We start from the raw sequence: 21,946 nt of genomic DNA on the forward strand, positions 1-21,946 counted from the left end.
GAACGTCCAAACCAAAAAATGGAGACATGACGTGATGAAACTGAAGACCGCTCTGACGACTGTTGCCCTTGCTGGCAGCATTGCAGCTGTATCTACCCCGGCCATGGCACGCGACACCATCAACATCGTGGGCTCGTCCACGGTTTACCCGTTTGCAACCGTGGTTGCCGAGCGTTTTGGCCGTAACACCGACTTTCCGACTCCAAAACTTGAATCGACCGGTTCTGGTGGTGGTCTGAAGCTGTTCTGTGAAGGTGTTGGTACCCAGCACCCGGACATCACCAACGCTTCCCGTCGCATGAAGCCAAGCGAATTTGAGCGTTGTCAGTCCAACGGCGTCAAGGAAATCACCGAAGTGCGTATCGGTGCTGACGGTATCGTTATCGCCAACTCCAAAGACGCAGCCAAGGTTGACTTCTCTCTGGAGCAGATTTTCCTGGCACTGGCCAAGGAAGTCCCCGACCCCAACGGCGGCGACAAGTTGGTTCCCAACCCCTATGAGAAGTGGAGCGACATTGACTCCAGCCTGCCGAACAAGGCCATCAGCGTAATGGGTCCCCCTCCTACCTCCGGTACCCGTGACGCTTTTGTTGAAATCGCCATGCAGGGTGGCTGCAAGCAGTACGATTTCATCAAGAAGATGGACAAGAGCGACATGAAATCCGTGTGCCACTCCATGCGTGAAGACGGACCGTTCATCGAAGCCGGTGAGAACGACAACTTGATTGTTCAGCGTCTGGCACAGGATTCGGGCACCTACGGTATCTTCGGGTACAGCTTCCTGATGGAAAACTCTGGCCAGATCCAGGCAGTCACCATCAATGGTGTTGAGCCGACTCCGGAAGCTATCTCCAGCGAAGAGTACCCGGTTGCACGCTCACTGTGGTTCTACATTAAGAAGGCACACGTTGGTGTTGTTCCGGGTATCGAGGAATACGTGGCCGAATTTACCAGCGAAGGCGCCTGGGGCGACAACGGCTACCTGGTTGACGTAGGTCTGATTCCGAGCCCGCGCAACGAGCGTATGGAGATTGCCAAGAGAGCCAAGGAACTGCAGCCGATGACCGGCAAAGAACTGTAAGGTTCTCGCAGGGCACGTTATGGATGACGAAAAAGGAACGCGGGCCTTGAGGTCCGCGTTCCTTTGTTACATTTGTGTGAATATTTTTGTGCGGCAAACTGGCAAAATAGACGCCGAGCCAACTTCAAGCCATCAATACAGAGACTGATATGCAGACGGCTAATCTTCTGCCCCTGGTTCTGGTTCTCGCCGTGGTTGCCTATGGCCTCGCTTATATGCGATCCCGGGCCGTGGCAGCGCCCCTGGGCGGCATCCGGAATCTTAAAGCTCTTCCCTTCTACTATGCGGCGCGGGCAGCACTCTGGTGTGCCATCCCCGCCCTGCTTGTTCTTGCAGCCTGGGCCGGCTTTGAAGGCAAGGTTATCCAGGGTATCGTCATCGCATCGCTGCCGCAGGATGTATGGCCTGAATCCCCGGGACAGGCGAGCCTGATTCTTTCTCAGATCAGTAACGTCGCAGCAGGAAAGCTTAATCCGGAATTTGTGCCAGAGCATATTGCCGGAGCAGCGTCTGTGCTTGAGGCAATGGAAAATAAGAGTGGAAACTTTAAAGCCGCTCTGGTTTTACTTGTTGCGGTTTCCGGTGCTGCGTTTGCGTGGACCCGCGTTTCGCCTCACATCAACGCAAGAGTAAATGTAGAGACAACGCTTCGTCGTATTTTCTTTGTATGCGCGGCGCTGGCGGTGCTGACCACTGCGGGTATCGTGTTTTCGGTCATTATTGAGACCGTGCGTTTTTTCGGCAGAGTACCGATCTCTGACTTTCTGTTCAGCACCAGTTGGAGTCCCCAGACAGCCTTGCGGGCCGATCAGGTGGGTTCTGAAGGGGCGTTCGGTGTAATCCCGCTGTTTACCGGCACCCTGTTGATTTCCGCCATTGCACTGCTGGTGGCAGTGCCCGTTGGCCTGTTGTCAGCGATCTACCTGTCCGAATACGCCAGCAAGCGGGTGCGCTCTACCGCGAAGCCTGTGCTGGAAATGCTGGCGGGCATTCCGACCGTCGTTTACGGTTTTTTCGCCGCATTGACGGTAGCTCCGTTTATTCGTGATCTCGCGGAAGCGGTGGGCCTGGAGGCCTCTTCCCAGAGTGCACTGGCCGCTGGTCTGGTCATGGGCATCATGATTGTGCCGTTTGTCTCATCGCTGTCAGACGATGTCATCAATGCCGTCCCCCAGTCCATGCGTGACGGTTCCCTGGCGCTGGGCGCTACACAGTCTGAAACCATGAAAAAGGTGATTTTTCCGGCAGCACTACCGGGCATTATTGGCGGCATCCTGCTGGCAGCATCCCGTGCCATCGGCGAGACCATGATTGTGGTGATGGCGGCGGGCCTGGCTGCCAACCTGACAGCCAATCCGCTGGAATCGGTAACGACGGTGACCGTGCAAGTGGCGACATTGCTGGTGGGTGACCAGGAGTTTGACAGTGCCAAGACCCTGTCTGCATTCGCGCTGGGTATGCTGCTGTTCCTTGTTACGCTGCTGCTCAATGTCATCGCACTGAAGATCGTTCGCAAATATAGGGAACAGTATGACTGATCAACGTTCTCAGGCGGAGATTGTCCGCAACTCCCTTAAGCGCCGCTATCGAAAGGAACGCCGGTTCCGCCTATACGGCATGCTGGCGATATTCATTGCCCTTGCCTCCCTGGCTATTCTCTTTGCAGATATTATCAACAAAGGGCACACAGGGTTCGTCAAGACCACTATTACCCTGGATGTGGCTCTCGATTCCGAAATGATGTATCTGGACGATCCCACTGACGAGGATCAGCTGTCCATGGCTGACTTTGTTGCGCCAATCATTGCGGCCCTGCAGGAGCATCTTCCGGAGGCTGACAGTGCGGCCGAGAAACGAGAGTTGGGGCGATTGATCGGCACCTATGGGGCCAGCCAGATCCGGGATTTGTTGAAGGACAACCCGGAACTTCTGAATACAACCCAGACGTTCGAATTTCTGGCGCATGATCGGGTTTCGGTCTACGTCAAGCACGCGGACAACCCCCGATACAGCATCAAAGTGTCTGAACAGCAACAACGCTGGGTGGATGAACTGCTGGAAAAAGGCATTATCGACACCAGCTTCAACGATGTGCTGTTCAGTCGGGGGGACTCCAGGGAGCCCGCCAATGCGGGTATTCTCGGAGCCATTGTCGGTTCTCTGCTGACCATGCTGGTTACGCTGGCTATTGCGTTTCCGGTCGGTATCGCAGCCGCGGTTTATCTGGAGGAATTTGCGCCCCAGAACAAGATTACCGACTTCATTGAAGTCAATATCAATAACCTGGCCGCAGTTCCGTCGATCATTTTTGGTCTGCTTGGCCTCGCGGTCTTTATTGGTCTCTTCGGCATGCCACGTTCGGTCCCCGTTGTGGGCGGTATGGTATTGGCGTTGATGACGCTGCCAACCATCATCATTTCCGGAAGAGCGGCAATCAAGAGCGTGCCGCCCTCCATACGGGAGGCTGCCGAAGGTGTCGGCGCCTCCAAGATGCAGGTGGTACTCCATCACGTGATACCCCTGGCGATGCCCGGCATGCTCACCGGCTCCATCATCGGAATGGCCCAGGCGCTGGGGGAGACAGCCCCGTTGCTGTTGATCGGCATGGTGGCCTTTATCGTGGATGTGCCGGGCGGCTTTCTCGATTCAGCGACAGTGCTGCCGGTACAGATATACCTTTGGGCCAGCAGCTCCGAACAAGGCTTTGTCGAACTGGCTTCCGCCGGCATCATGGTGCTGCTCACCTTCATGATCACTATGAACGCACTGGCCATCTGGCTCCGTAAACGTCTTGAGCGTCGGTGGTAAGGAGATTATTTATGAATACTATGAATCCAACCGTAACCAGCGAAGCGGATATGCCTGAAGAAACGATTGTTCCGGTGCAGGAAGAGAGGCCGGCAGAAACCGTTATTGAGGAAGGAAAGACCGTGGGTCATCCGTTTTCGGACGATCCCAAGTTCAAACTTCGTAACGTCGAAGTGTTCTATGGCCAGGACCGGGCTATCAAGAATATCAGTCTGGATATTGGCCGTAACGAAGTCATTGCCTTTATCGGTCCGTCGGGCTGCGGTAAATCAACGTTTCTTCGGTGCCTGAACCGGATGAACGACAGTATCGACATCTGCCGGGTCAAGGGTCAGTTGGCCATTGACGACCATGATATTTACGACCCGAAGCGTGATGTTGTGGAGTTGCGGGCCAGGGTTGGAATGGTATTCCAGAAGCCTAACCCTTTCCCCAAGTCCATCTATGACAACGTAGCTTACGGTCCCCGTATTCATGGCCTGGCCAATCGTAAATCCGATCTTGACGAGATTGTTGAGAACAGTCTTCGTAAAGCCGGCCTCTGGGATGAAGCCAAGGATCGCCTCGATGCTATTGCAACCGGCATGTCAGGTGGTCAGCAACAACGTCTCTGTATCGCTCGTGCGATCGCCGTCAGCCCGGAAGTGATCCTGATGGACGAGCCCTGCTCGGCATTGGACCCCATCGCGACCGCCAAGGTGGAAGAGCTGATAGCCGAAATGTCGGAGAGCTATACTATTGTTATTGTGACTCACTCGATGCAGCAGGCGGCCCGGGTATCCCACCGCACGGCTTATTTCCACCTGGGGCATCTGGTGGAAGTGAACGAGACCAACAAGGTATTCACCTCGCCGGAACATGAGCTGACTGAATCTTACATCACCGGCCGTTTCGGCTGATTCCGGATCTGAGGAATTTTGGAGAACAACAGTATGCCTACAAAGAAGGATGACGTTTACGGGGATCACATCTCCAACAAGTTCAATGATGAACTGATGGCGCTCAAAACCGAGTTTCTGAAAATGGGCGGCATGGTTGAAGCCCAGGTCGAGAACGCCATTCAGGCTCTGATGGATGGCGACGGCAAGATGGCCGACGAAATCCGCGCCAACGACAAGAAAGTCGACCGGATGGAAGTAGAAATCGACGAAGAGGCAACCCTCATTATTGCCCGTCGTCAGCCCACCGCAAGGGATTTGCGCCTGGTAATCTCCGTCATCAAGATGGTGGCTGATCTGGAACGTGTCGGTGATGAGGCGAAAAAGATTGCCAAGCTGGCTCTCAAATTAACCGAGGAAGGCCAGGCTCCGCGCGGTTATGTAGAAGTACGCCACATCGGTGGCCACGTGCTCAGCATGCTCCACGATGCCCTGGACGCTTTTGCCCGGCTGGATTCCGAGCAGGCCTTAAGGATCATGAAGGAAGACAAACGGGTCGACGAGGAATATCAGGCAGCCGCCCGGACCTTGCTGACCTTCATGATGGAAGACACCCGCAACATCTCACGGTGCATGTCTGTGATGTGGGTGCTCCGTGCCCTGGAACGGGTGGGTGACCACGCCTGCAACATTGCCGAGAACGTGATCTTCATGGTCAAAGGCGAGGACGTTCGTCATACGCCTGTGGAAGAAGCTGAGAAAGTCGTCGGCCGCTGATCGTTTGGCCTGGGTGCTTGGTCGAGGCTGGCTAGAGGCCCTGTTCAGAACCGTGGAGGGCCAGGGATGGCCCGACCGAGCCCTACAGGGATGTACTTGCGGGCGTGTTCTGAACAGGGCCTCCAGCCAGCCGATTACACCATTGCTATCAGGCTTGTTTCATTCTGTCTGTGTAAGGCGGCCAGCCCAAAGGCTTGCCGGCCAGCACGTGCAGGTGGATATGGAACACCGTCTGCCCGGAATTTTCTCCGCAATTCATGACAACCCGATAGCCGTCGTCCGAAAACCCCTTCTCCTTGGCAATCTTCGCGGCCACCAGGTACAGATGCCCCACCAGTTCGCGATCGTCTTCGGTAATGTCGTTGATCGTTGCAATGGCCTTCTTGGGGATCACCAGGAAATGCACTGGCGCCTGGGGATTGATGTCATTGAACGCCAGGCTGATGTCGTCCTCGTAGATAATGTCGGCCGGGATTTCCCGGTTGATGATCTTGGTGAAAATCGTCTCTGACATGGTGGCTCCTTTCTGGTTTTCCTGATTGTCGTTTTCTGGTTTTAAAGCTGGTTCAGGCCTGGAATACGGGCAGTGATCTGTTTGAGAATGGCCGGCAGTTCTTCATCGATGCCCATGGCATAGCGGGCAACCCGGTTGCGGGCGAAGGGCAGGGCGCGGGCGGCGCTGAGGCCGAGGTTCCGGAGCAGGTGTACGGGCGGAATCTGATTGCTGAACAGGTGGTAGAACAGATCCATGGTCAGCATCATCCGGCGGTTGGCCGGGCGGCGTTGGTGCTCGTATTGGTTCAGCCATCTCCGGTCAGCCAAGTCGTCGCCTGCTCGCCTGGCTTCCCTGAGAACATCCTGAAGGGCCTGGGCGTCCTGGAAACCGAGGTTGACGCCCTGGCCCGCCAACGGATTGATGGTGTGGGCGGAATCGCCGGCCAGAACGACCCTGCCGGCGAAATAATGTTTGGCGTGCTGCCGGGCGATCGGGAACGAGGCCCGGGCGTCGATATGGGTCAGTAGCGGCAGGCACGAAGGGAAGGCCGACTGGATTTCGGCCATCAATTCTTTGTCGACCAGTGCCTTCAGGCGGGCCAGTTTTTCGGGCGCATCGTACCAGACCAGTGAGGCCCAGCTTTCACCCGGGTAGTCCGGGCCGGCACTGTGCAGCGGCAGGAAGGCCCGGGGGCCGGAGGGGTGGAAGCCCTGCCAGGTAATGTTTTCCACTGCCCCCTGGTAGCGCACCGAGATCACCATGGCCTGTTGGTCGTACTGGTTCCTGGTGGTGCCGATCCCGGCGAAATCCCGGACCTGGGACTGGGCACCATCAGCGCCGATCACCAGGGCTGCGGTGAGTTCGCGACCGTCATCCAGAGTTACGGTGGCCGATTCACTCGATTGGTCCAGTGCTGAAATAACGTGTCCGTGAATCAGGGTAACCAGTGGCTCCGCCTCGGCGGTCTGCCAGAGCGCCTGCTGGGTTACCGAGTTCTCGACAATATGGCCCAGATGCTGTGCGCCCAGCTCCGTTGCGTCGAATTCAACTTCACTCAGTTTCCGGGGCACGAGGTTCTGAAGTGGAGACCGGGTTTCATCCCACACGGCAAGCCGCTGGTAGGGCGTTGCCCGCATATCAAGGATGTTGCTCCACGCACCGAGGCCGCGAAGATAGCGCTCACTTCCGGCGCTCAGGGCGGATACCCGGATATCCGGGCTGGCTTGCGGGTCGAAGGCGGGCGGGAGAGCCCGATCAACAACGGCGACACTGAAGCCACTCTGGCCGAGGCCGGTGGCCAGGGCAGCACCGACCATGCCGGCGCCAACAACCACAATATCAAAGGCTTGAGTCATATCGGTTTCCTGTCTGATGCCTTCAGTTTACGCGATGACGGCGGTCAGACAAGAGATCGGGATCAAGCCGGCATAATTAAAGTGTCAGTATCCTGCCATGCCGGATATCCGTTGTTTCGCGGCGTCGTCAGGCCGGCGGCGATTTTTGATCAGCCATGCGGGCTTCTGGGTTCCCGGTTTGGTAAACCCCTGGTTCAGGACCATTGGCTGAACCATGGTGAGAAAATCCGATGTTTTCATGTGAACCGATTCGGTGTGGCTGCCGGCCGCGAAAGCCAATTCGGTCTGTTCTGTCAGAGCCTCGGCGCAGTAAACGGTCATGCCGAACAAATTGCCAAACGGTGGCATGGCGCCCACTTCACAATCCGGAAAGCGGTCCTGGAATTCCTGTTCATCGGCAAGGTCAAGAAAGTCGGTATCGAGGATCCGGGACAGCCTGTCCCAACGGATGCGCCAGGTAGCCGGCATTACCAGCATGGCCATTTTGCCATCCAGTTCGATAATCACTGTTTTGACGACGCGGTCGCCGGCAATCTTTACGTGGTGGGCCAGTTCCTGGGCGGTAAACGCAGGAGGGTGAGAGAGGCACATGTATTCCACACCTGCCTCTTCGAGGAATTCCTTCAACTGCTGTACCGGCATAGTGACAACCTCCTACCAGCAATGACAGCGTTACGGAGCCTGCGAATATTGGTTTGCCTGGCCCCGATGGCCTGGCGGGGTCAGAAAACCCCGCCATTAATGGTCAGCTTAGTTGAGGTTGCGCAGTTTGCGAGTAACCGGATGTATCAATGCGAACCGGTTCACTCGCTCTTGTAGAGATGAACATCCCGTTGCGGGAACGGGATCGTGAGGCCTTCCTTGTCAAAGGCTTTCTTAACCCGCTCGTGCATGTCCCAGTAAACCGGCCAGAGATCGTCGGTCTTGGTCCAGGGCCGGACGATGATGTTGACCGAGTTGTCGCCCAGGGAACCCACCGAAATTCTCGGCTCCGGCTCAGGCAGTACCCGTTCGTCCTCGTCCAGGAGCTGCTTGATCACAGCCCGGGCCTTGTCGATATCATCGCCATAGGCGATGCCAAAGGTCATGTCGCAACGGCGGGTGTCGTAGTAGCTGACGTTGACCAGTGTGGCGTTGGAAAGACTGCCGTTGGGAATAACGATGCGGCGATTATCGAAGGTGTCGACAATCGTGTAGAGAATGGTTATTTCCCGCACGGCGCCGAGAAATCCCTCGGCTTCGATGGTGTCGCCGACCTTGAACGGTTTGAAGATCAGGATCAGCACGCCGCCGGCGAAATTTCCGAGACTTCCCTGAAGGGCTAGACCCACCGCCAGACCGGCAGCACCAATGATGGCAATGAAGGAGGTCGTGGCAATGCCGACCATGGAAGCAACAGAAATGAACAGCAGAATCTTGAGGATCGCGCCGATCAGGCCGCAGAGGAATTTGTTAAGTGTTGGATCTTTTTTGCCCAGTTTGTTGTCGAGTACGCCGACAAACCGGGTGATAAGCCAGAGGCCGACCACCAGGGTGATGATGGCCAGCACCACTTTCGGTGCATAAGTCATAATCAGGGTCATCGCCTGATCAATAAGCTCTGAAGCGCGGCCTTCGGCTCCGAGTAGGTCTTCCATCGTGGGCTCCTGGTTCGTTGGTGTCTTTCAATAGTGTTGGATTAGTTGAGAAAATCCAGGGACAGTCGTAATTGGTTACATCTGGTTATAGCAAACAAATCTGACAGGCGTATATCGCAACGGAATTTTTTCTGGGGTAATTGCTTACGCAGCAGAGGCGTTTCTGGCCCAGTCCAGAATTGCTTCCGGGCCCCCGCGGACAAGAATTCGCCCCTCTTTCTGGCTCAGTTGGTAGTCATACATGGGGTCGTAGTAATCCTGCAGCAACGCCTGAATCCAGGCATTGTGGGTCTCTGTCCGGCCACTGGCTTCCTGTTCGGTAAGCGCCTGCTCCATCAGGTTGCGAAGCTGCTTGTGTCGCTCGCCCCCCAGTCGTTTACGAATGCGGTCAAGGGCGCTGAGCAGGTAGTCCCGGAAGTTCAGCCAGCCGGCCTCGGCGCCATCCCGGTTGACGTAATCCGCGAACATACCCTCAACATAGTCTTGGCGGATGATGGTAATGCGCTCTTCCAGCGGTTGCTCAAGGGTCATCAGGGGTGATTCGGCCATCCTTGCCCTGAGCGATTCGGGCAGCGCACAGCGACCGACCATGCGGCTCTCGTCTTCCAGGTAGACAGGGCCGCCAACGAGATGATGGGCCTTGAGCATGGCGACGGCGAGCCGGTTCTCAAAGTCAATCTGGGAGGGTTGCGGCGTAACTTGCCGCCCGAAACTGGAGCCTCGGTGGTTGGCCAGGCCTTCAAGGTCCACTGGGTTGGGGAGCTGCTTGAGAACCCGGGTCTTGCCGGTTCCAGTGCGACCGCTGAGGATTCGGAATTCGCCGGATTCAATCCGGGCTTCCAGGTTGTCGATCAGGAAGCGGCGCAGGGCCTTGTACCCGCCTTGTACCAGTGGGTAGTCAATGCCGGCATCGCGGATCCATTGCTGGGTAAGCCGGGAGCGCAGGCCGCCCCGGAAGCAGAACAGGTAGCCCTCAGGGTGGCGGGCGACAAAGCGTTTCCAGGCTTCAATGCGCTGGGCCTTGATGTCGCCCGAGACCAGTTGATGCCCCAGTTCAATGGCCTTGTCCTGGCCTTTATCCTTGTAACAGATGCCAACCCTATGGCGCTCCTCATCATTCATCAGGGGCGCATTTTCCGCATTCGGAAAGCTGCCCCGGGCGAACTCCACCGGTGCCCGGACGTCCATGAGGGGCACGTCATTGAGGAACAGGGAAAGGTAGTCGTCGGTGTCGGGTCTGCTTGCCATTTCAGCGTTTAACCGGTTGTCAGATGAAGGCGGCAGTATAGCGGAAACGTGAGTTTTCTGCTTGCCGGGCCCTGTTTCCGGCCCGGGACACCGTTACAATGACCCCTTTTTTTAGATCGGGGCTCGATTGCACATGTCAGTGGAATGCCTGAATCAGCATTTGCGTAAAACTCTCACCCAAGGCCGGGTTGCGGTTTCACGTCCTGCCGGCTGTCAGCGGATTGCTCTTTATCTGTTCGACCCGATGGTACTTGAGGGTCCGCTGTCCCATGAGGAAGCCCAGGCCGTCGTTGCCGAACCGGCCTATTGGTCGTTCTGTTGGGCCAGCGGCCAGGTGCTTGCCAGCTGGATTCTGGACAATCCCCAGTGGGTGGCGGGCAAGCGGGTTCTGGATTTTGGTTCAGGCTCCGGCATCGTGGCCGTCGCCGCAGCTCTTGCCGGTGCCAGCGAAGTGATTGCCTGTGACGTCGACCCTGCCGCCCTCAATGCGGCCCAGGCCAATGCTGAACTCAATGGCGTTTCAATTACCCTGTGCAATGACTGGGAGAGTCGACCCGATGGGCTGGATGTGGTGACCGCGGCGGATGTGCTCTACGACCCGGAGAACCGGCCATTGCTGCAGGTGTTTCGCAAGGCAGCGCCCAGGGTGCTGCTGGCGGATTCACGAATGAAGGTTCTGGGCGATAACGCGTACCGTGAGCAGACTACTGTTGAAGCCCGAACCTGGCCGGATCTGAACGAATTCGAGGAGTTTAACCGGGTGCGGATTTATCTGGCCGGGGAGTGAGTGCGCAAGGGGGCTGGCGCAAAGCAGTTTGGCCCACAAAAATAAAGGGCAACCCTGAGGTCACCCTTTGTCGGAATAGGTCGGCGCATCCATGCGCATTGGGCAACAGCCATGTTGCGAGATCCCTGAGCCACTCCGTGGTGCCGGCATCCGAGCCGGCTATCCGCATAATTATCCCTTAAGCGAGGCGTCCCTGTGTCCTTGCCTCTCCCTGCATTCCTTGCCGGGGTGCATCCAGTGCGTTATCCCTTTCCCTGTCATCCTTGATGTAAGGACTATATCAGTTGAATTTTGACAATCGTGTGAATTGTGCGTGCGCTGTAACTGGATCCAGGAGGGCTAAAAACAAAAAGATATTATTATCAATAGTTTAGGTTTTTCTGAGTATCAGCGAATGCCCCCGCGTACGTCACGTCACTGCAAGATCGCACGTGCTTGTAGGAAATATCTCACAACGATTCGGGCGAATTTCTCAGGTCCGGTTTTCCTGCCTTCGGGATGCCGGGCCAGGGGAGGAGTCCTATGGCGATTCCGGCGCCGTCTGCGACCAGGTCGGCCAGGGAAAACTCCCGGTACGGCAGGTTCGCCTGAATGACCTCAATGCCCAGACCAAAGGCCAGCAGTGCCGGTGCATACCAGATGGCCCGAAGATCCGGCCAGGCGAGACGGGTCAGGATGGTGAGCTCAACGAAGGCGACCAGGTGGTTAACCTTGTCGTTGGATGACGAGGGCACCGGGTACGGATTATTCGTTGTCGCCAGGAACCCGATGGCCAGCACGGATATCACAAAGGCTACTCGCCACAGAGCGCGATAGTTCAGCAGGCTGGTCAATTGTTGTTTCAGTGTTTCCATCGGGGAAGTCCCTGAGAGTTCCTGGGCTGTGGGAATGTTGGCAACATGATATGCTTTGCGCCCCGTCATTGTCATGGAAGCGGAGGTCCTGCCAGCGATGCTCAAAGGTAATTTTTTTCGTGGACTGGGCTATCTGGGTGAAGGTTTCCGCCTGATTCGTCAGCCCGGCTTGCGTCTGTTTGTCGTTATTCCACTTGTCATCAATATCCTGCTTTTCGGCGTGTTGTTCTTCTTTCTGGGAGAGCTTTTTGCGGGCCTGATTGCCGCCGCTATGGGCTGGCTGCCGGACTGGGCCTGGCTCCAGGCATTGGACTGGCTGTTCTGGATTCTTTATGGCGCTGTCATTCTGCTGATGCTGGCGTATGGCTTTGTGATCGTTGCCAATCTGATTGGCTCCCCATTCTATGGATATCTGGCCGAGCTGACCGAAAAACACCTGACTGGTCAGGAGGTCAACACCGACGACAGCTGGGCAACGATCATCAAGGATATCCCACGCGCGCTGTGGCGCGAGGTACAGAAAATTCTCTACTACCTGCCCCGTGCCATCGGACTGCTTGTCATCGGTCTGATCCCGGTTGTTAATCTGGTTGCAGCGGTTCTGTGGTTTCTTTTCAATAGCTGGATGATGGCGTTGCAGTATGTGGACTATCCCGCAGACAACCACAAGGTCAGTTTCCCGGCGTTGCGCCGTTTGCTGGGTGATACGCGGTTGTCGGCATTCGGCTTTGGTCTGCCAGTGGCATTGGCGGCCATGGTGCCGGTTCTGAACCTGTTTGTGGTGCCGGCGGCGGTGTGTGGGGCTACGGCTTACTGGGTGCGTGAAAACGGCGCGACCAGAAATTAATCGGTCTGGAGGTTTCTTGGATACATCGGAATTTGTTATTGGTCAGCGTTGGGTCAGCCACAGTGACACCAGCTTGGGGTTGGGTATTGTCACGGACATCTCGGGCCGAAGGGTCACCCTGGGATTCCCCGCCGCCGATGAGGAGCGCACCTACGCGATTGATAATGCGCCGCTTTCCCGCATCATTTACCAGATCGGAGAGGAAATTGAGACTTTTGAGGGTGAGCGTTACATCGTTCGCGCGGTAGAGGATCTCGGCGGCGTACTCATGTATCACGCGGATGACGGCGCTGACCTGCACGAAATCTCGGAAGTGAAACTGGCCGGTTCAGTCAATTTCTCAGCTCCGCACCAGCGCCTGTTCGCTGGCCAGTTTGACCGTAACGGTGCCTTTCGCCTGAGGTTCGCCACCCTCCAGCATATGAATCGCCTGCGTGCGTCGCCGGCCCAGGGGCTGATCGGTGCCCGAACCCAGCATCTGCCGCACCAGATCTATATCGCCCATGAGGTGGCAAAGCGTCATGCGCCGAGGGTTATGCTGGCAGACGAGGTGGGCCTCGGCAAAACCATCGAAGCAGGCCTGATCCTGCATTACCAGCTTCATACCGGGCGGGCAAAGCGCGCACTCATCGTAGTGCCGGACTCCCTTACCCATCAGTGGCTGGTGGAAATGCTCCGGCGTTTTAATCTGCGCTTCTCGATCGTCGACCAGAGCCGTTATGACGCCCTGAAAGATGAGCAAAGCGATGTTGATGCGCTGGTGAACCATATCTTCGGCGGCGATGATTCGGTCAACCCCTTTGAGAGCGACCAGTTGGTGCTTTGCAGTCTCGATTTCCTGGTGAACAGCCAGCAGGCCCGTAAGGATGCCCTCCGGGCAGACTGGGACCTGATGATTGTGGACGAGGCCCACCATCTGGCCTGGAGCCCGGAGCAAACCAGCCCCGAATACCAGATTGTGGAAGAACTCTCGGCGGTCAGTCGTGGCCTGTTGCTGCTGACAGCGACTCCCGAACAGGTCGGTGTGGCCAGTCACTTTGCCCGACTGCGGTTGCTGGACCCGGCGCGGTTCCACGACCTGGAGACATTCCGGGAGGAAGAACAGCAGTACGAAGTCATCAATAGCGTGGTACGCCGGCTGCAGGATGAAAGTTCCGATATCAGTGCAGACGATCGAAAACTGCTGCAGGCCTGGTTAGGGGAGGAACTGGACCAGTTACTGGCTGGTGATGACCCCCGCCAGTCCGTGATCGACGCCCTGCTGGATCGTCACGGCACCGGCCGGGTGCTGTTCCGTAATACCCGGGCAGCGATTCAGGGGTTCCCCGAGCGTCGTCCGACCCCTGTGCCATTGCCGTATCCTGACATGTACGAGGGACAGGTCTCCGGTCTACAGGGGCTGGCGCCAGAGGAGCTGGTGCCTGAGGAGCAATGGCTGGCGGAGGATCCCCGTGTGGCCTGGCTGGAGAAAAAACTGGCCGGCCTGCGCCCTGCCAAGGTCGTTGTCATCTGTGCCCGCGCCGAAACCGCCATGGCCCTTGAGCACTATCTCCAGCTTCGTGCCGGTATCCGCAGTGCTGCATTCCATGAGCATCTGAGCCTTCTGGAGCGCGACCGGGCCGCGGCCTATTTTGCGGATAGTGACCAGGGCGCCCAGGCGCTGATCTGTTCCGAAATCGGCAGCGAGGGCCGGAACTTCCAGTTCGCCCATCATCTGGTTCTGTTTGATCTGCCTGCCAACCCGGATCTGCTCGAACAGCGCATCGGGCGCCTGGACCGGATCGGACAGACCGAAGCCATTGATATTCATATTCCTTATCTGCAAGGGACCAGTCAGGAAGTCCAGTTCCGGTGGTTCCACGAAGGTCTGAACGCGTTTGCGGAAAGCTGCGCGGTTGGTGTGGCGGTGCAGGAGACCGTTCAGGAGCAATGGTGGAAGGCCATCGATGGTGACATCGATGCCACTGATGAGCTGGTCAGGGCCTCGGCTGAAGAATCCCGGCGTCTGAAAACGCTGCTCCAGAACGGCCGTGATGCGCTGATTGAACTCAATTCCTGCCGCCGGGATGTGGCTGAAGATCTGATCACCGCTATTGAGGAAGAGGAAAGCGAGGTCCGGGTTCGTGACTACATGATGGAGGCCTTCGACATTCTTGGTGTGGATGTGGAAGACCATGCTGATCATTCCGATATTCTCCGCCCGGGTGAGCAATATCAGGCCGGTCACGTGGCCGAGTTGCCCGAAGACGGCATAACGGTGACCTGGGACCGCCAGAATGCCCTCGAACGGGAAGATCTGGCCTTTATGAGCTGGGAACACCCGATGGTGACCGGGGTGATGGATTCGGTCACCAGTTCCGGTCTGGGCAAGGCGGCCCTGGCCAGTCTGTCAGTGAAAGCTCTGCCGGCGGGTACCCTGCTGATGGAGGCGTTGTTTACAGTGCACTGTCCCGCCCCGGATGCCCTGCAGCTGACCCGCTATCTTCCGGTTTCGCCGCTGCGACTACTGGTGGACGTGAACGGCAAGGAGTTATCCGGTGCGTTGCCCCATGATCGGTTAAACGATCTGTGTTCAAATATCCGCCGGCGCACGGCCCAGGCCATCGTGCCGCAGATTCGGCCCCAGGTTGAAACCATGGTGGATCATGTGGAACGTTTGTCCGAGCCGCATCTGGAGCCCCTGAAATCGCAGGCCCTTGACCAGTTGGCTGCCACCTTTGAACCGGAGATTCGCAGGCTGGAAGCCCTACAGAAGGTGAATCCGGCGATTCGTGAAGAGGAAATCAACTATTTCCGGGACCAGTTCGAGGCGGCCCGGGATGCCATTGGCCATGCCAGCCTCGCGCTGGAAGGCATCCGGGTGATTGTGACTGCGTAAGCCGGAGTGTGACGGCTGTAACTGGCTGACTGTGCGGCATTAGCTGGCCAGCCTTCATCTGATGCGGTACCGTCAACGTAACAAATTGTAGTTTTTACACTTCAGAACCATGGATGACAGAGAGAACCTATGATGACTTTCATTCTGTTTGTAGTGGCACTGGCCGGCCTATTGATTGTGATGCGGCGCGAGTCCGGTGCAATGTCCGCCATTGGTGTGATGGCGGTGACCGGTTTGCTCTCACTGATTTTCGCCTCTGGCTGGCTGGCGCTGGTGCTGTTTATCGGTGCCGCGGCAACCGCGGCGGCAGGTCTGCCGGGCTTTCGCCAGAGCTGGCTGACGCCCCGCATCTTTGCCATGTTCAAGAAAGTCGCGCCCAAGGTTTCGGATACCGAAAAAGTGGCTCTGGAGGCCGGTACCGTAGGCTGGGATGGCGAGCTATTCACCGGGCGTCCGGACTGGCATAGCCTGCTGATCAACCGAAATACCGGTCTGAGCGAGGAAGAACAGGCTTTCGTGGACAATCAGTGCACCCAGGCCATCTCCATGTGCAACGCCTGGGACGTGGCGGTTGAGCGTGCAGACTTGCCGAAGGAGCTGTGGGACTTCCTCAAGAAGGAAAAGTTCTTCGGCATGATTATCCCGAAGGAATTCGGTGGCCTGGAGTTCTCGGCCAAGGCCCAGACAGCCGTTTTGCAGAAGCTTGCTGCAAACGAATCACTGATGGTTTCCGTGGGTGTACCCAACTCCCTCGGCCCGGGTGAATTGCTGGTCAAATACGGAACGGACGAACAGAAGAATCACTACCTTCCACGCCTGGCCGATGGCCGCGAGATTCCCTGTTTCGGACTGACCGGCCCCCGTGCCGGGTCAGACGCAACCTCGCTGCCGGATACCGGCATCGTCTGCAAGCAGGAAGTGGATGGCAAGGAAGTGGTCGGTATCCGGCTCAATTTCGAGAAGCGCTGGATTACCCTCGCTCCCATCGCCACGGTTGTCGGCCTGGCATTCCGGATGTTTGACCCGGACGGCTTGCTGGGCGAGACCGAAGACTACGGTATTACCTGTGCCCTGATCCCGCGGGACACCAAGGGCATGGAGATCGGTCGCCGCCATTGCCCCATCGGCAGTCCGTTCCTGAACGGACCGATCAAGGGCAAGGACGTGTTTATTCCGCTGGATTACATCATCGGTGGTGTGGATATGGCGGGCCAGGGCTGGCGCATGCTGGTTGAATGCCTGTCGGTTGGCCGCTGTATCACCTTGCCCTCCGGGGCGGCTGGTGCGGCTGCCTACGCGGTCGGCACCGCGGGTGGCTTTACCCGGATCCGTCGCCAGTTCAATACACCGGTTGCCGATATGGAAGGCGTGCAGGAGCCTTTGGCCCGGATTGCCGCCAAGACCTATATCTCCCAGGCGGCGGTTAACCATACCGCCAACATGATCGACAAGGGAGAGAAGCCGGCGGTGCCGTCTGCGATCCTCAAATATCATCTGACCGAGTTCCAGCGTGGCATCCTCACCGATGCCATGGATGTTCACGGTGGCAAGACGGTAACCCTCGGCCCCCGTAACTATCTGGGCATCGGTTACAGCGGCGCCGCGGTTTCGATTACCGTTGAGGGTGCCAACATCATGACCCGCAGCCTGATGATCTTCGGCCAGGGTGCGATCCGCTGCCATCCGTATGTACTCAAGGAGCTGGCGGCTAAAGATAACGATGACATCAACGCCTTTGACGACGCCTTCTTCGGCCATGCCGGCCTGATCTTCGGCAACGCTGCCCGCGCCTTCACCCAGGCGCTGGGCCTTGGCCTGGCGGATGTCCCGTTCGACAGTGCCAGCCGGAAGTACGCTCAGGCGGTTGCCCGTTTCAGTGCGGCGTTCGGCCTGTGCTCCGATGCAGCCATGACCACCCTGGGCAGCGAGCTGAAAATGCGCGAGCTGATTTCCGCGCGCCTGGGCGATATGCTGTCCAATCTGTACCTCGCATCCATGGTGCTCAAGAACTGGCATGAGACTCAGCCGGTGGAGGGCGAGAAGGAAGTCATGGAGTACAGCCTGGGCCTGCTGATGCATCGCACTGAAAACGCGCTGGATGAGTTCCTGCAGAACCTGCCCAACCGCGCCGTGGCGTTGGTGTTGCGTGCCGTTACCATGCCGCTCGGTCGCCGCTGGGGTGGCCCCCAGGACGAACTGACCCGTAAACTGGCACGCGCCATCTCAACCGATACGCCGATTCGCAACAAGCTGATCGCCAGTGTATGGACCACCGACGGCGAAGGTACCGTGGAGAACCCGGTTGCCCGGTATAACGGTCTGTTGAAAGACTATGACAAGGCCGAGCAGCTCTACCGGAAGGTCACCAAGGCCTACGCCAAGGGTGAACTCCCAATGACGGCACTGCATCCCGAAGAGCGGTTTGAAGCGGCCCTTGAGGCAGGCGTTTACACCAAAGAAGAGGCGGACTTCATGCGCCAGTATGAAACCGTGGTGCTGGAAATGCTGACCGTGGACGACTTCCCGTTTGATGCCTTTGCGCACAACAAGGAGTCTGTGATTGACCACAACCCTGCCTGATCGGAGGCTGCTCTGACATGTGGTTGTCTTTTCTTGCAGTGAGTGTTGGCGCCGTGATCGGCGCCAACCTTCGTTGGGCCCTGGGGTTGTGGCTCAATACCACCTATCATGCAATTCCTTACGGAACGCTGGCAGCCAACCTCAGCGGCGGCTGGCTAATCGGGCTGCTGATCGGTTATTTCAGTCATGGCAGCACGCTGGCACCGGAGTGGCGGTTGTTTGCCATTACCGGGCTATGTGGCGCGTTGACCACGTTTTCTACCTTCTCCCTCGAGATGTTTGCCGCCATCCAGGAAGGCAAATGGGCCATGGCCATTACCGGCATTCTGGCTCACGTTGTCGGCTCCATCCTTATGACTGCATTGGGAATTTATACCTTCGGCCTGGTGAAGGGCTGATGGGTATCACTACCTACATTTTTTCTTGAAAATACCCTTGGCAAGCCCCGGATTCAGGAGTAGAGTTAAAAACGTAGGAAAGATTCAGTAAAGCATTTCATGAATAAGACGTACTCCGCAGTTAGTAGTGACCGTCCTGTTTTTGATTCCGCGAGTTCTGTATTTCCGTAAAACGTCGACCTTGCACCACGAAGGTGTGTGGCGGCAGATAATATGATTGATTTCAGGAAGTTTAAGTATGTCTACTACTACCGGTACTGTTAAGTTCTTCAACGAAGCAAAGGGCTTTGGCTTTATCACTCGTGAAGGCGGCCCGGACGTTTTTGTTCACTACAGCGCTATTCAGGGCAGCGGTTTCAAAACTCTGGCAGAAGGCCAGCAGGTTGAGTTCACCGTTACCCAGGGCCAGAAAGGCCCTCAGGCGGAGAATGTTGTTCCCCTGTAATCCTTGATGGATTCTGGAATAACCGCCAAAAAGGCAGCTTCGGCTGCCTTTTTTTGTGGACGAGCCCACGAAAAACCCGGCGAAATCGCCGGGTTCCAGGCTTCAAATGTTACGCCGGTACGTTACTGGGCGAAAATCTCCTCATAAAACCGCATGGAGCCCTCCCAGGAGCGGGTGGCGGCCTCTTCATCATAGCCAATCGGCAGGCCAAATTCTTCGGCGACCTTGTCTGCGCCAGGATTGGTGAACGAGTGCAGTACCCCGGGGAAAGTCACCAGCGTGAGGTCGACTTGCGCGTCCTGCATTTCCTTGACCAGAGTTGCGACCTGCTCGGAGGGAACCATCTTGTCGGCACCACCGGTGTACACTTGAACCCGTGCCTTCACCATGCCGGGCTCGGCGGTTATCGGGCTGCCAAGAGCGCCATGAAGGCTGACAACGCCATCCAGATCCACGCCCATCCTGGCCATGTTCAGAACGACAGCGCCGCCAAAGCAATAGCCCTGGGCGGCAATTCGTGAACCATCAACGCTTTCATGGCTCTGCAGGATCTCCATCGCTTTCATGAAGCGGGCTTTGACCTGATCCATGTCCTTGGTGGCTTCCTGCATGAACTTCTGGGCGGTATCCGGATGGTCCGCATGTTTGCCGGAGCCATACATGTCCAGGGCAAACGCAGTGTAGCCTGCCGCAGCAAGCCTCTCTGCCTGCTCACGGGCGAACTCGTTATGGCCCCACCATTCGTGAACCACCAGAACACCGGGGCGTTTCTGCTCGAACTCATCGTCCCAGGCCATGTAACCGGTGAAGGTGGTATCACCGACCTTGTATTCGATGGTTTTGGTCTGCATTTCTGCCAATGCCTGAGTGCTTGTGAGAGTAAGTGACAGGGTTGCGGCTGCAGCCGCTTTTCTCAGAGTAATCATGATGTCTCCTGCTCCTTGGGGGTCGGATTGTTTTTGTCCAGGGTTTTACGCCTGGAACCGGTAAACCGATGCAATCAGTTGCCAAACCAGTATAGGTCCTTTTGACTACACTTCATGCAGACATTCACAAATTGGCGGATGCTTTGGAGGCAGTGCATGAAAATCGGTGTGCCGAAGGAAGTCAAGAATCGTGAATACCGGGTTGGCATGACGCCGGCTGCGGTTCATGAACTTTGTGGCCATGACCATGAGGTTTTTGTCGAGACCGGGGCCGGCATTGCGATCGGATTTTCAGATGACGATTACCGACAGGCCGGGGCCAGGATTCTGGATACCGGAAAGGAGGTCTTCGATACGGCGGAACTGATCGTCAAGGTGAAGGAGCCCCAGGCCGAAGAACGGGCGATGCTGCGACCGGATCACACGCTGTTCACCTACCTTCATCTGGCCCCGGACAAGCCACAAACCGATGATCTGGTGAAATCCGGCGCCACCTGCATTGCCTATGAAACCGTAACCGACCACGCCGGCCATTTACCCTTGCTGGCCCCCATGTCGGAAGTGGCTGGCCGGATGTCGATTCAGGCCGGGGCCCACTGCCTGGAAAAGGCCATGGGAGGGCGGGGTGTACTGCTGGGTGGCGTGCCCGGGGTCAGCCCCGCACGGGTAGCGGTCGTAGGTGGAGGCGTGGTTGGCCAGAATGCCGTGGCCATGGCCGTCGGGCTCGGTGCCCAGGTCACGGTGCTGGACCGCAACATGGAGGTGTTGCGGCATCTGGATCATCTCTATGGCAACCGGATAACCACTCTGTTTTCTACCGCCCAGACCCTGGATCAGGCGGTGACGGAATCGGATCTGGTTATTGGCAGTGTTCTTATTCCCGGTGCCTCGGCACCGAAGCTTATAACCCGGGACATGATCCGGCGAATGCCGGAAGGTAGCGTGATCGTGGATGTGGCCATTGATCAGGGAGGCTGTGCCGAAACCTCCAGGGCAACAACCCACGATGATCCCACGTATATTGTTGATGGTGTGGTACATTACTGCGTGGCTAATATGCCCGGTGCCGTGGCGCGTACGTCGACACTGGCCCTGAATAATGTGACCCTGCCGTTCGTAGCGGCGCTGGCCAACAAGGGCCCGGACCGGGCAATGAAGGAAGATCCGCACCTGAGGGCCGGGCTCAATGTAGCTGCAGGCAAGGTGACCTACAGGGAAGTGGCGGAAGCTACCGGGCACCCATACACAAACCCTGAATCCCTGTTGGGATCCTGAGCGGGAAACACTCGGAGAAACCATGAAACTGATCGGCTCCACCACCTCGCCTTACGTCAGGCGCATCCGGATTCTGCTGGATGAAGAGCGCTATGAATTTCTGAATCTCGACATCTATGGTGAAGACAGGGACGAATTAAGACGTAACAACCCGACCCTGAAAATCCCGGTTCTCGAAGACGAAGGCCAGGAAATCTACGATTCCCGGATAATCGCCCGCTACATCAGTGCCAAGCAGGGCAGGGATCCGCTGACCTGGGATCAACAGAACCAGCTGACCATGATCGACGGTGCCAATGATTCTGCGGTTACCATGCTGCTGTCAGAGCGTTCGGGGATTGATACCAGCCAGGACCTGATGTTCTACAACCTCCAGCGTGAGCGGATCATGACCACGCTGCGTACTCTGGCGGCGATGGTGGAAGATGGTCAGTTCGAGACCTGGAATTACCCGGCGATCTGCCTCTATTGCATGGTGGACTGGCTGGATTTCCGTGATCTTGTGGATTTCACAGGCGTGGAAAGCCTCCTGGCGTTCCGCGACAGCCGCAAGGACTATCCCTGGGTCGCCGAGACCGACCCCCGCAATTCCTGATGACTGGCGGCCGGTTCTTGCCGGTCGCACTTATTTGAATTCAGGATTACGAACACTTTTTGACCGGTTCCCCTTTCCACT

20 protein-coding genes are annotated in these 21,946 nt (G+C 57.1%); 13 read left to right on the plus strand and 7 right to left on the minus strand.

The annotated features are described in order from the left end of the window. Positions 1 to 31: 31 nt before the first annotated feature. From CLH62_RS12970 to phoU, 5 genes are all read left to right on the plus strand, one after another. Positions 32 to 1,081 carry a substrate-binding domain-containing protein gene (locus tag CLH62_RS12970; RefSeq protein WP_099618559.1) on the plus strand — a complete coding sequence of 350 codons (1,050 nt, stop codon included), beginning with the start codon at positions 32 to 34 and terminating at the stop codon, positions 1,079 to 1,081. 149 nt (positions 1,082 to 1,230) lie between these two features. Beyond that, on the plus strand, positions 1,231 to 2,619 hold the full coding sequence (gene pstC / locus CLH62_RS12975; RefSeq protein WP_099618560.1) for a phosphate ABC transporter permease subunit PstC: 1,389 nt from the start codon (positions 1,231 to 1,233) through the stop codon (positions 2,617 to 2,619). Continuing rightward, positions 2,612 to 3,889 carry a phosphate ABC transporter permease PstA gene (pstA, locus tag CLH62_RS12980; protein ID WP_099618561.1) on the plus strand — a complete coding sequence of 426 codons (1,278 nt, stop codon included), beginning with the start codon at positions 2,612 to 2,614 and terminating at the stop codon, positions 3,887 to 3,889. Before pstC ends, pstA begins: the two co-directional genes overlap by 8 nt. Before the next feature lie 11 nt (positions 3,890 to 3,900). Further along, positions 3,901 to 4,788, plus strand: a complete 888-nt coding sequence (gene pstB, locus CLH62_RS12985) for a phosphate ABC transporter ATP-binding protein PstB (RefSeq protein WP_099618562.1) — start codon at positions 3,901 to 3,903, stop codon at positions 4,786 to 4,788. Between the two features lie 33 nt (positions 4,789 to 4,821). Beyond that, a complete protein-coding gene (gene phoU, locus CLH62_RS12990; protein WP_099618870.1) occupies positions 4,822 to 5,544 on the plus strand; it encodes a phosphate signaling complex protein PhoU in 723 nt (240 codons plus the stop codon). 148 nt (positions 5,545 to 5,692) lie between these two features. On the opposite strand, the gene CLH62_RS12995 is transcribed toward phoU, so the two are convergent. From CLH62_RS12995 to mnmH, 5 genes are all read right to left on the minus strand, one after another. After that, entirely contained in the window at positions 5,693 to 6,058 is a 366-nt protein-coding gene (locus tag CLH62_RS12995; protein ID WP_099618563.1) for a histidine triad nucleotide-binding protein, read from the minus strand. 41 nt (positions 6,059 to 6,099) lie between these two features. Continuing rightward, a complete protein-coding gene (locus CLH62_RS13000; RefSeq protein WP_099618564.1) occupies positions 6,100 to 7,395 on the minus strand; it encodes an FAD-dependent monooxygenase in 1,296 nt (431 codons plus the stop codon). Between the two features lie 84 nt (positions 7,396 to 7,479). Continuing rightward, complete coding sequence (locus tag CLH62_RS13005) at positions 7,480 to 8,037, minus strand: aminoacyl-tRNA deacylase (RefSeq protein ID WP_099618565.1); 558 nt, start codon at positions 8,035 to 8,037, stop codon at positions 7,480 to 7,482. Positions 8,038 to 8,198: 161 nt separating this feature from the next. Further along, the gene (locus CLH62_RS13010) at positions 8,199 to 9,032 is read right to left on the minus strand and encodes a mechanosensitive ion channel family protein (RefSeq protein WP_099618566.1); all 834 of its coding nucleotides are present in this window, start codon (positions 9,030 to 9,032) and stop codon (positions 8,199 to 8,201) included. Positions 9,033 to 9,176: 144 nt separating this feature from the next. Beyond that, entirely contained in the window at positions 9,177 to 10,280 is a 1,104-nt protein-coding gene (mnmH, locus tag CLH62_RS13015) for a tRNA 2-selenouridine(34) synthase MnmH (protein WP_099618567.1), read from the minus strand. A 133-nt stretch (positions 10,281 to 10,413) separates the two neighbouring features. On the opposite strand from mnmH, the gene CLH62_RS13020 reads away from it, so the two are divergent. Next, positions 10,414 to 11,067, plus strand: coding sequence for a class I SAM-dependent methyltransferase (locus tag CLH62_RS13020; protein WP_099618568.1), 654 nt, complete (start codon positions 10,414 to 10,416; stop codon positions 11,065 to 11,067). Between the two features lie 449 nt (positions 11,068 to 11,516). On the opposite strand, the gene CLH62_RS13025 is transcribed toward CLH62_RS13020, so the two are convergent. Further along, entirely contained in the window at positions 11,517 to 11,921 is a 405-nt protein-coding gene (locus CLH62_RS13025) for a VanZ family protein (protein WP_099618871.1), read from the minus strand. A gap of 97 nt (positions 11,922 to 12,018) precedes the next feature. On the opposite strand from CLH62_RS13025, the gene cysZ reads away from it, so the two are divergent. From cysZ to CLH62_RS13050, 5 genes are all read left to right on the plus strand, one after another. Next, complete coding sequence (cysZ, locus tag CLH62_RS13030; RefSeq protein WP_099618872.1) at positions 12,019 to 12,768, plus strand: sulfate transporter CysZ; 750 nt, start codon at positions 12,019 to 12,021, stop codon at positions 12,766 to 12,768. A 16-nt stretch (positions 12,769 to 12,784) separates the two neighbouring features. Next, positions 12,785 to 15,646 (plus strand): RNA polymerase-associated protein RapA, encoded by a 2,862-nt coding sequence (gene rapA, locus CLH62_RS13035; protein ID WP_099618569.1) that lies wholly within the window; start codon positions 12,785 to 12,787, stop codon positions 15,644 to 15,646. Positions 15,647 to 15,775: 129 nt separating this feature from the next. Continuing rightward, positions 15,776 to 18,226: an acyl-CoA dehydrogenase gene (locus CLH62_RS13040; protein WP_099618570.1), complete on the plus strand. Its 2,451-nt coding sequence runs from the start codon at positions 15,776 to 15,778 to the stop codon at positions 18,224 to 18,226. Between the two features lie 17 nt (positions 18,227 to 18,243). Then, a complete protein-coding gene (gene crcB, locus CLH62_RS13045) occupies positions 18,244 to 18,624 on the plus strand; it encodes a fluoride efflux transporter CrcB (protein WP_099618571.1) in 381 nt (126 codons plus the stop codon). A 238-nt stretch (positions 18,625 to 18,862) separates the two neighbouring features. Beyond that, positions 18,863 to 19,069, plus strand: a complete 207-nt coding sequence (locus tag CLH62_RS13050; protein ID WP_044389091.1) for a cold-shock protein — start codon at positions 18,863 to 18,865, stop codon at positions 19,067 to 19,069. 122 nt (positions 19,070 to 19,191) lie between these two features. Here the strand turns inward: CLH62_RS13050 and CLH62_RS13055 are convergent, their stop codons facing one another. Then, entirely contained in the window at positions 19,192 to 19,995 is an 804-nt protein-coding gene (locus CLH62_RS13055; protein WP_170005800.1) for a dienelactone hydrolase family protein, read from the minus strand. A 156-nt stretch (positions 19,996 to 20,151) separates the two neighbouring features. Between CLH62_RS13055 and ald the strand changes: the two genes are divergently transcribed. After that, complete coding sequence (gene ald / locus CLH62_RS13060; protein WP_099618573.1) at positions 20,152 to 21,270, plus strand: alanine dehydrogenase; 1,119 nt, start codon at positions 20,152 to 20,154, stop codon at positions 21,268 to 21,270. 22 nt (positions 21,271 to 21,292) lie between these two features. Continuing rightward, positions 21,293 to 21,865, plus strand: a complete 573-nt coding sequence (locus CLH62_RS13065) for a glutathione S-transferase N-terminal domain-containing protein (RefSeq protein ID WP_099618574.1) — start codon at positions 21,293 to 21,295, stop codon at positions 21,863 to 21,865. Positions 21,866 to 21,946 lie beyond the last annotated feature (81 nt).

The sequence above is a fragment of the Marinobacter guineae genome, from assembly GCF_002744735.1.
GTDB classification, from domain to species: domain Bacteria; phylum Pseudomonadota; class Gammaproteobacteria; order Pseudomonadales; family Oleiphilaceae; genus Marinobacter; species Marinobacter guineae.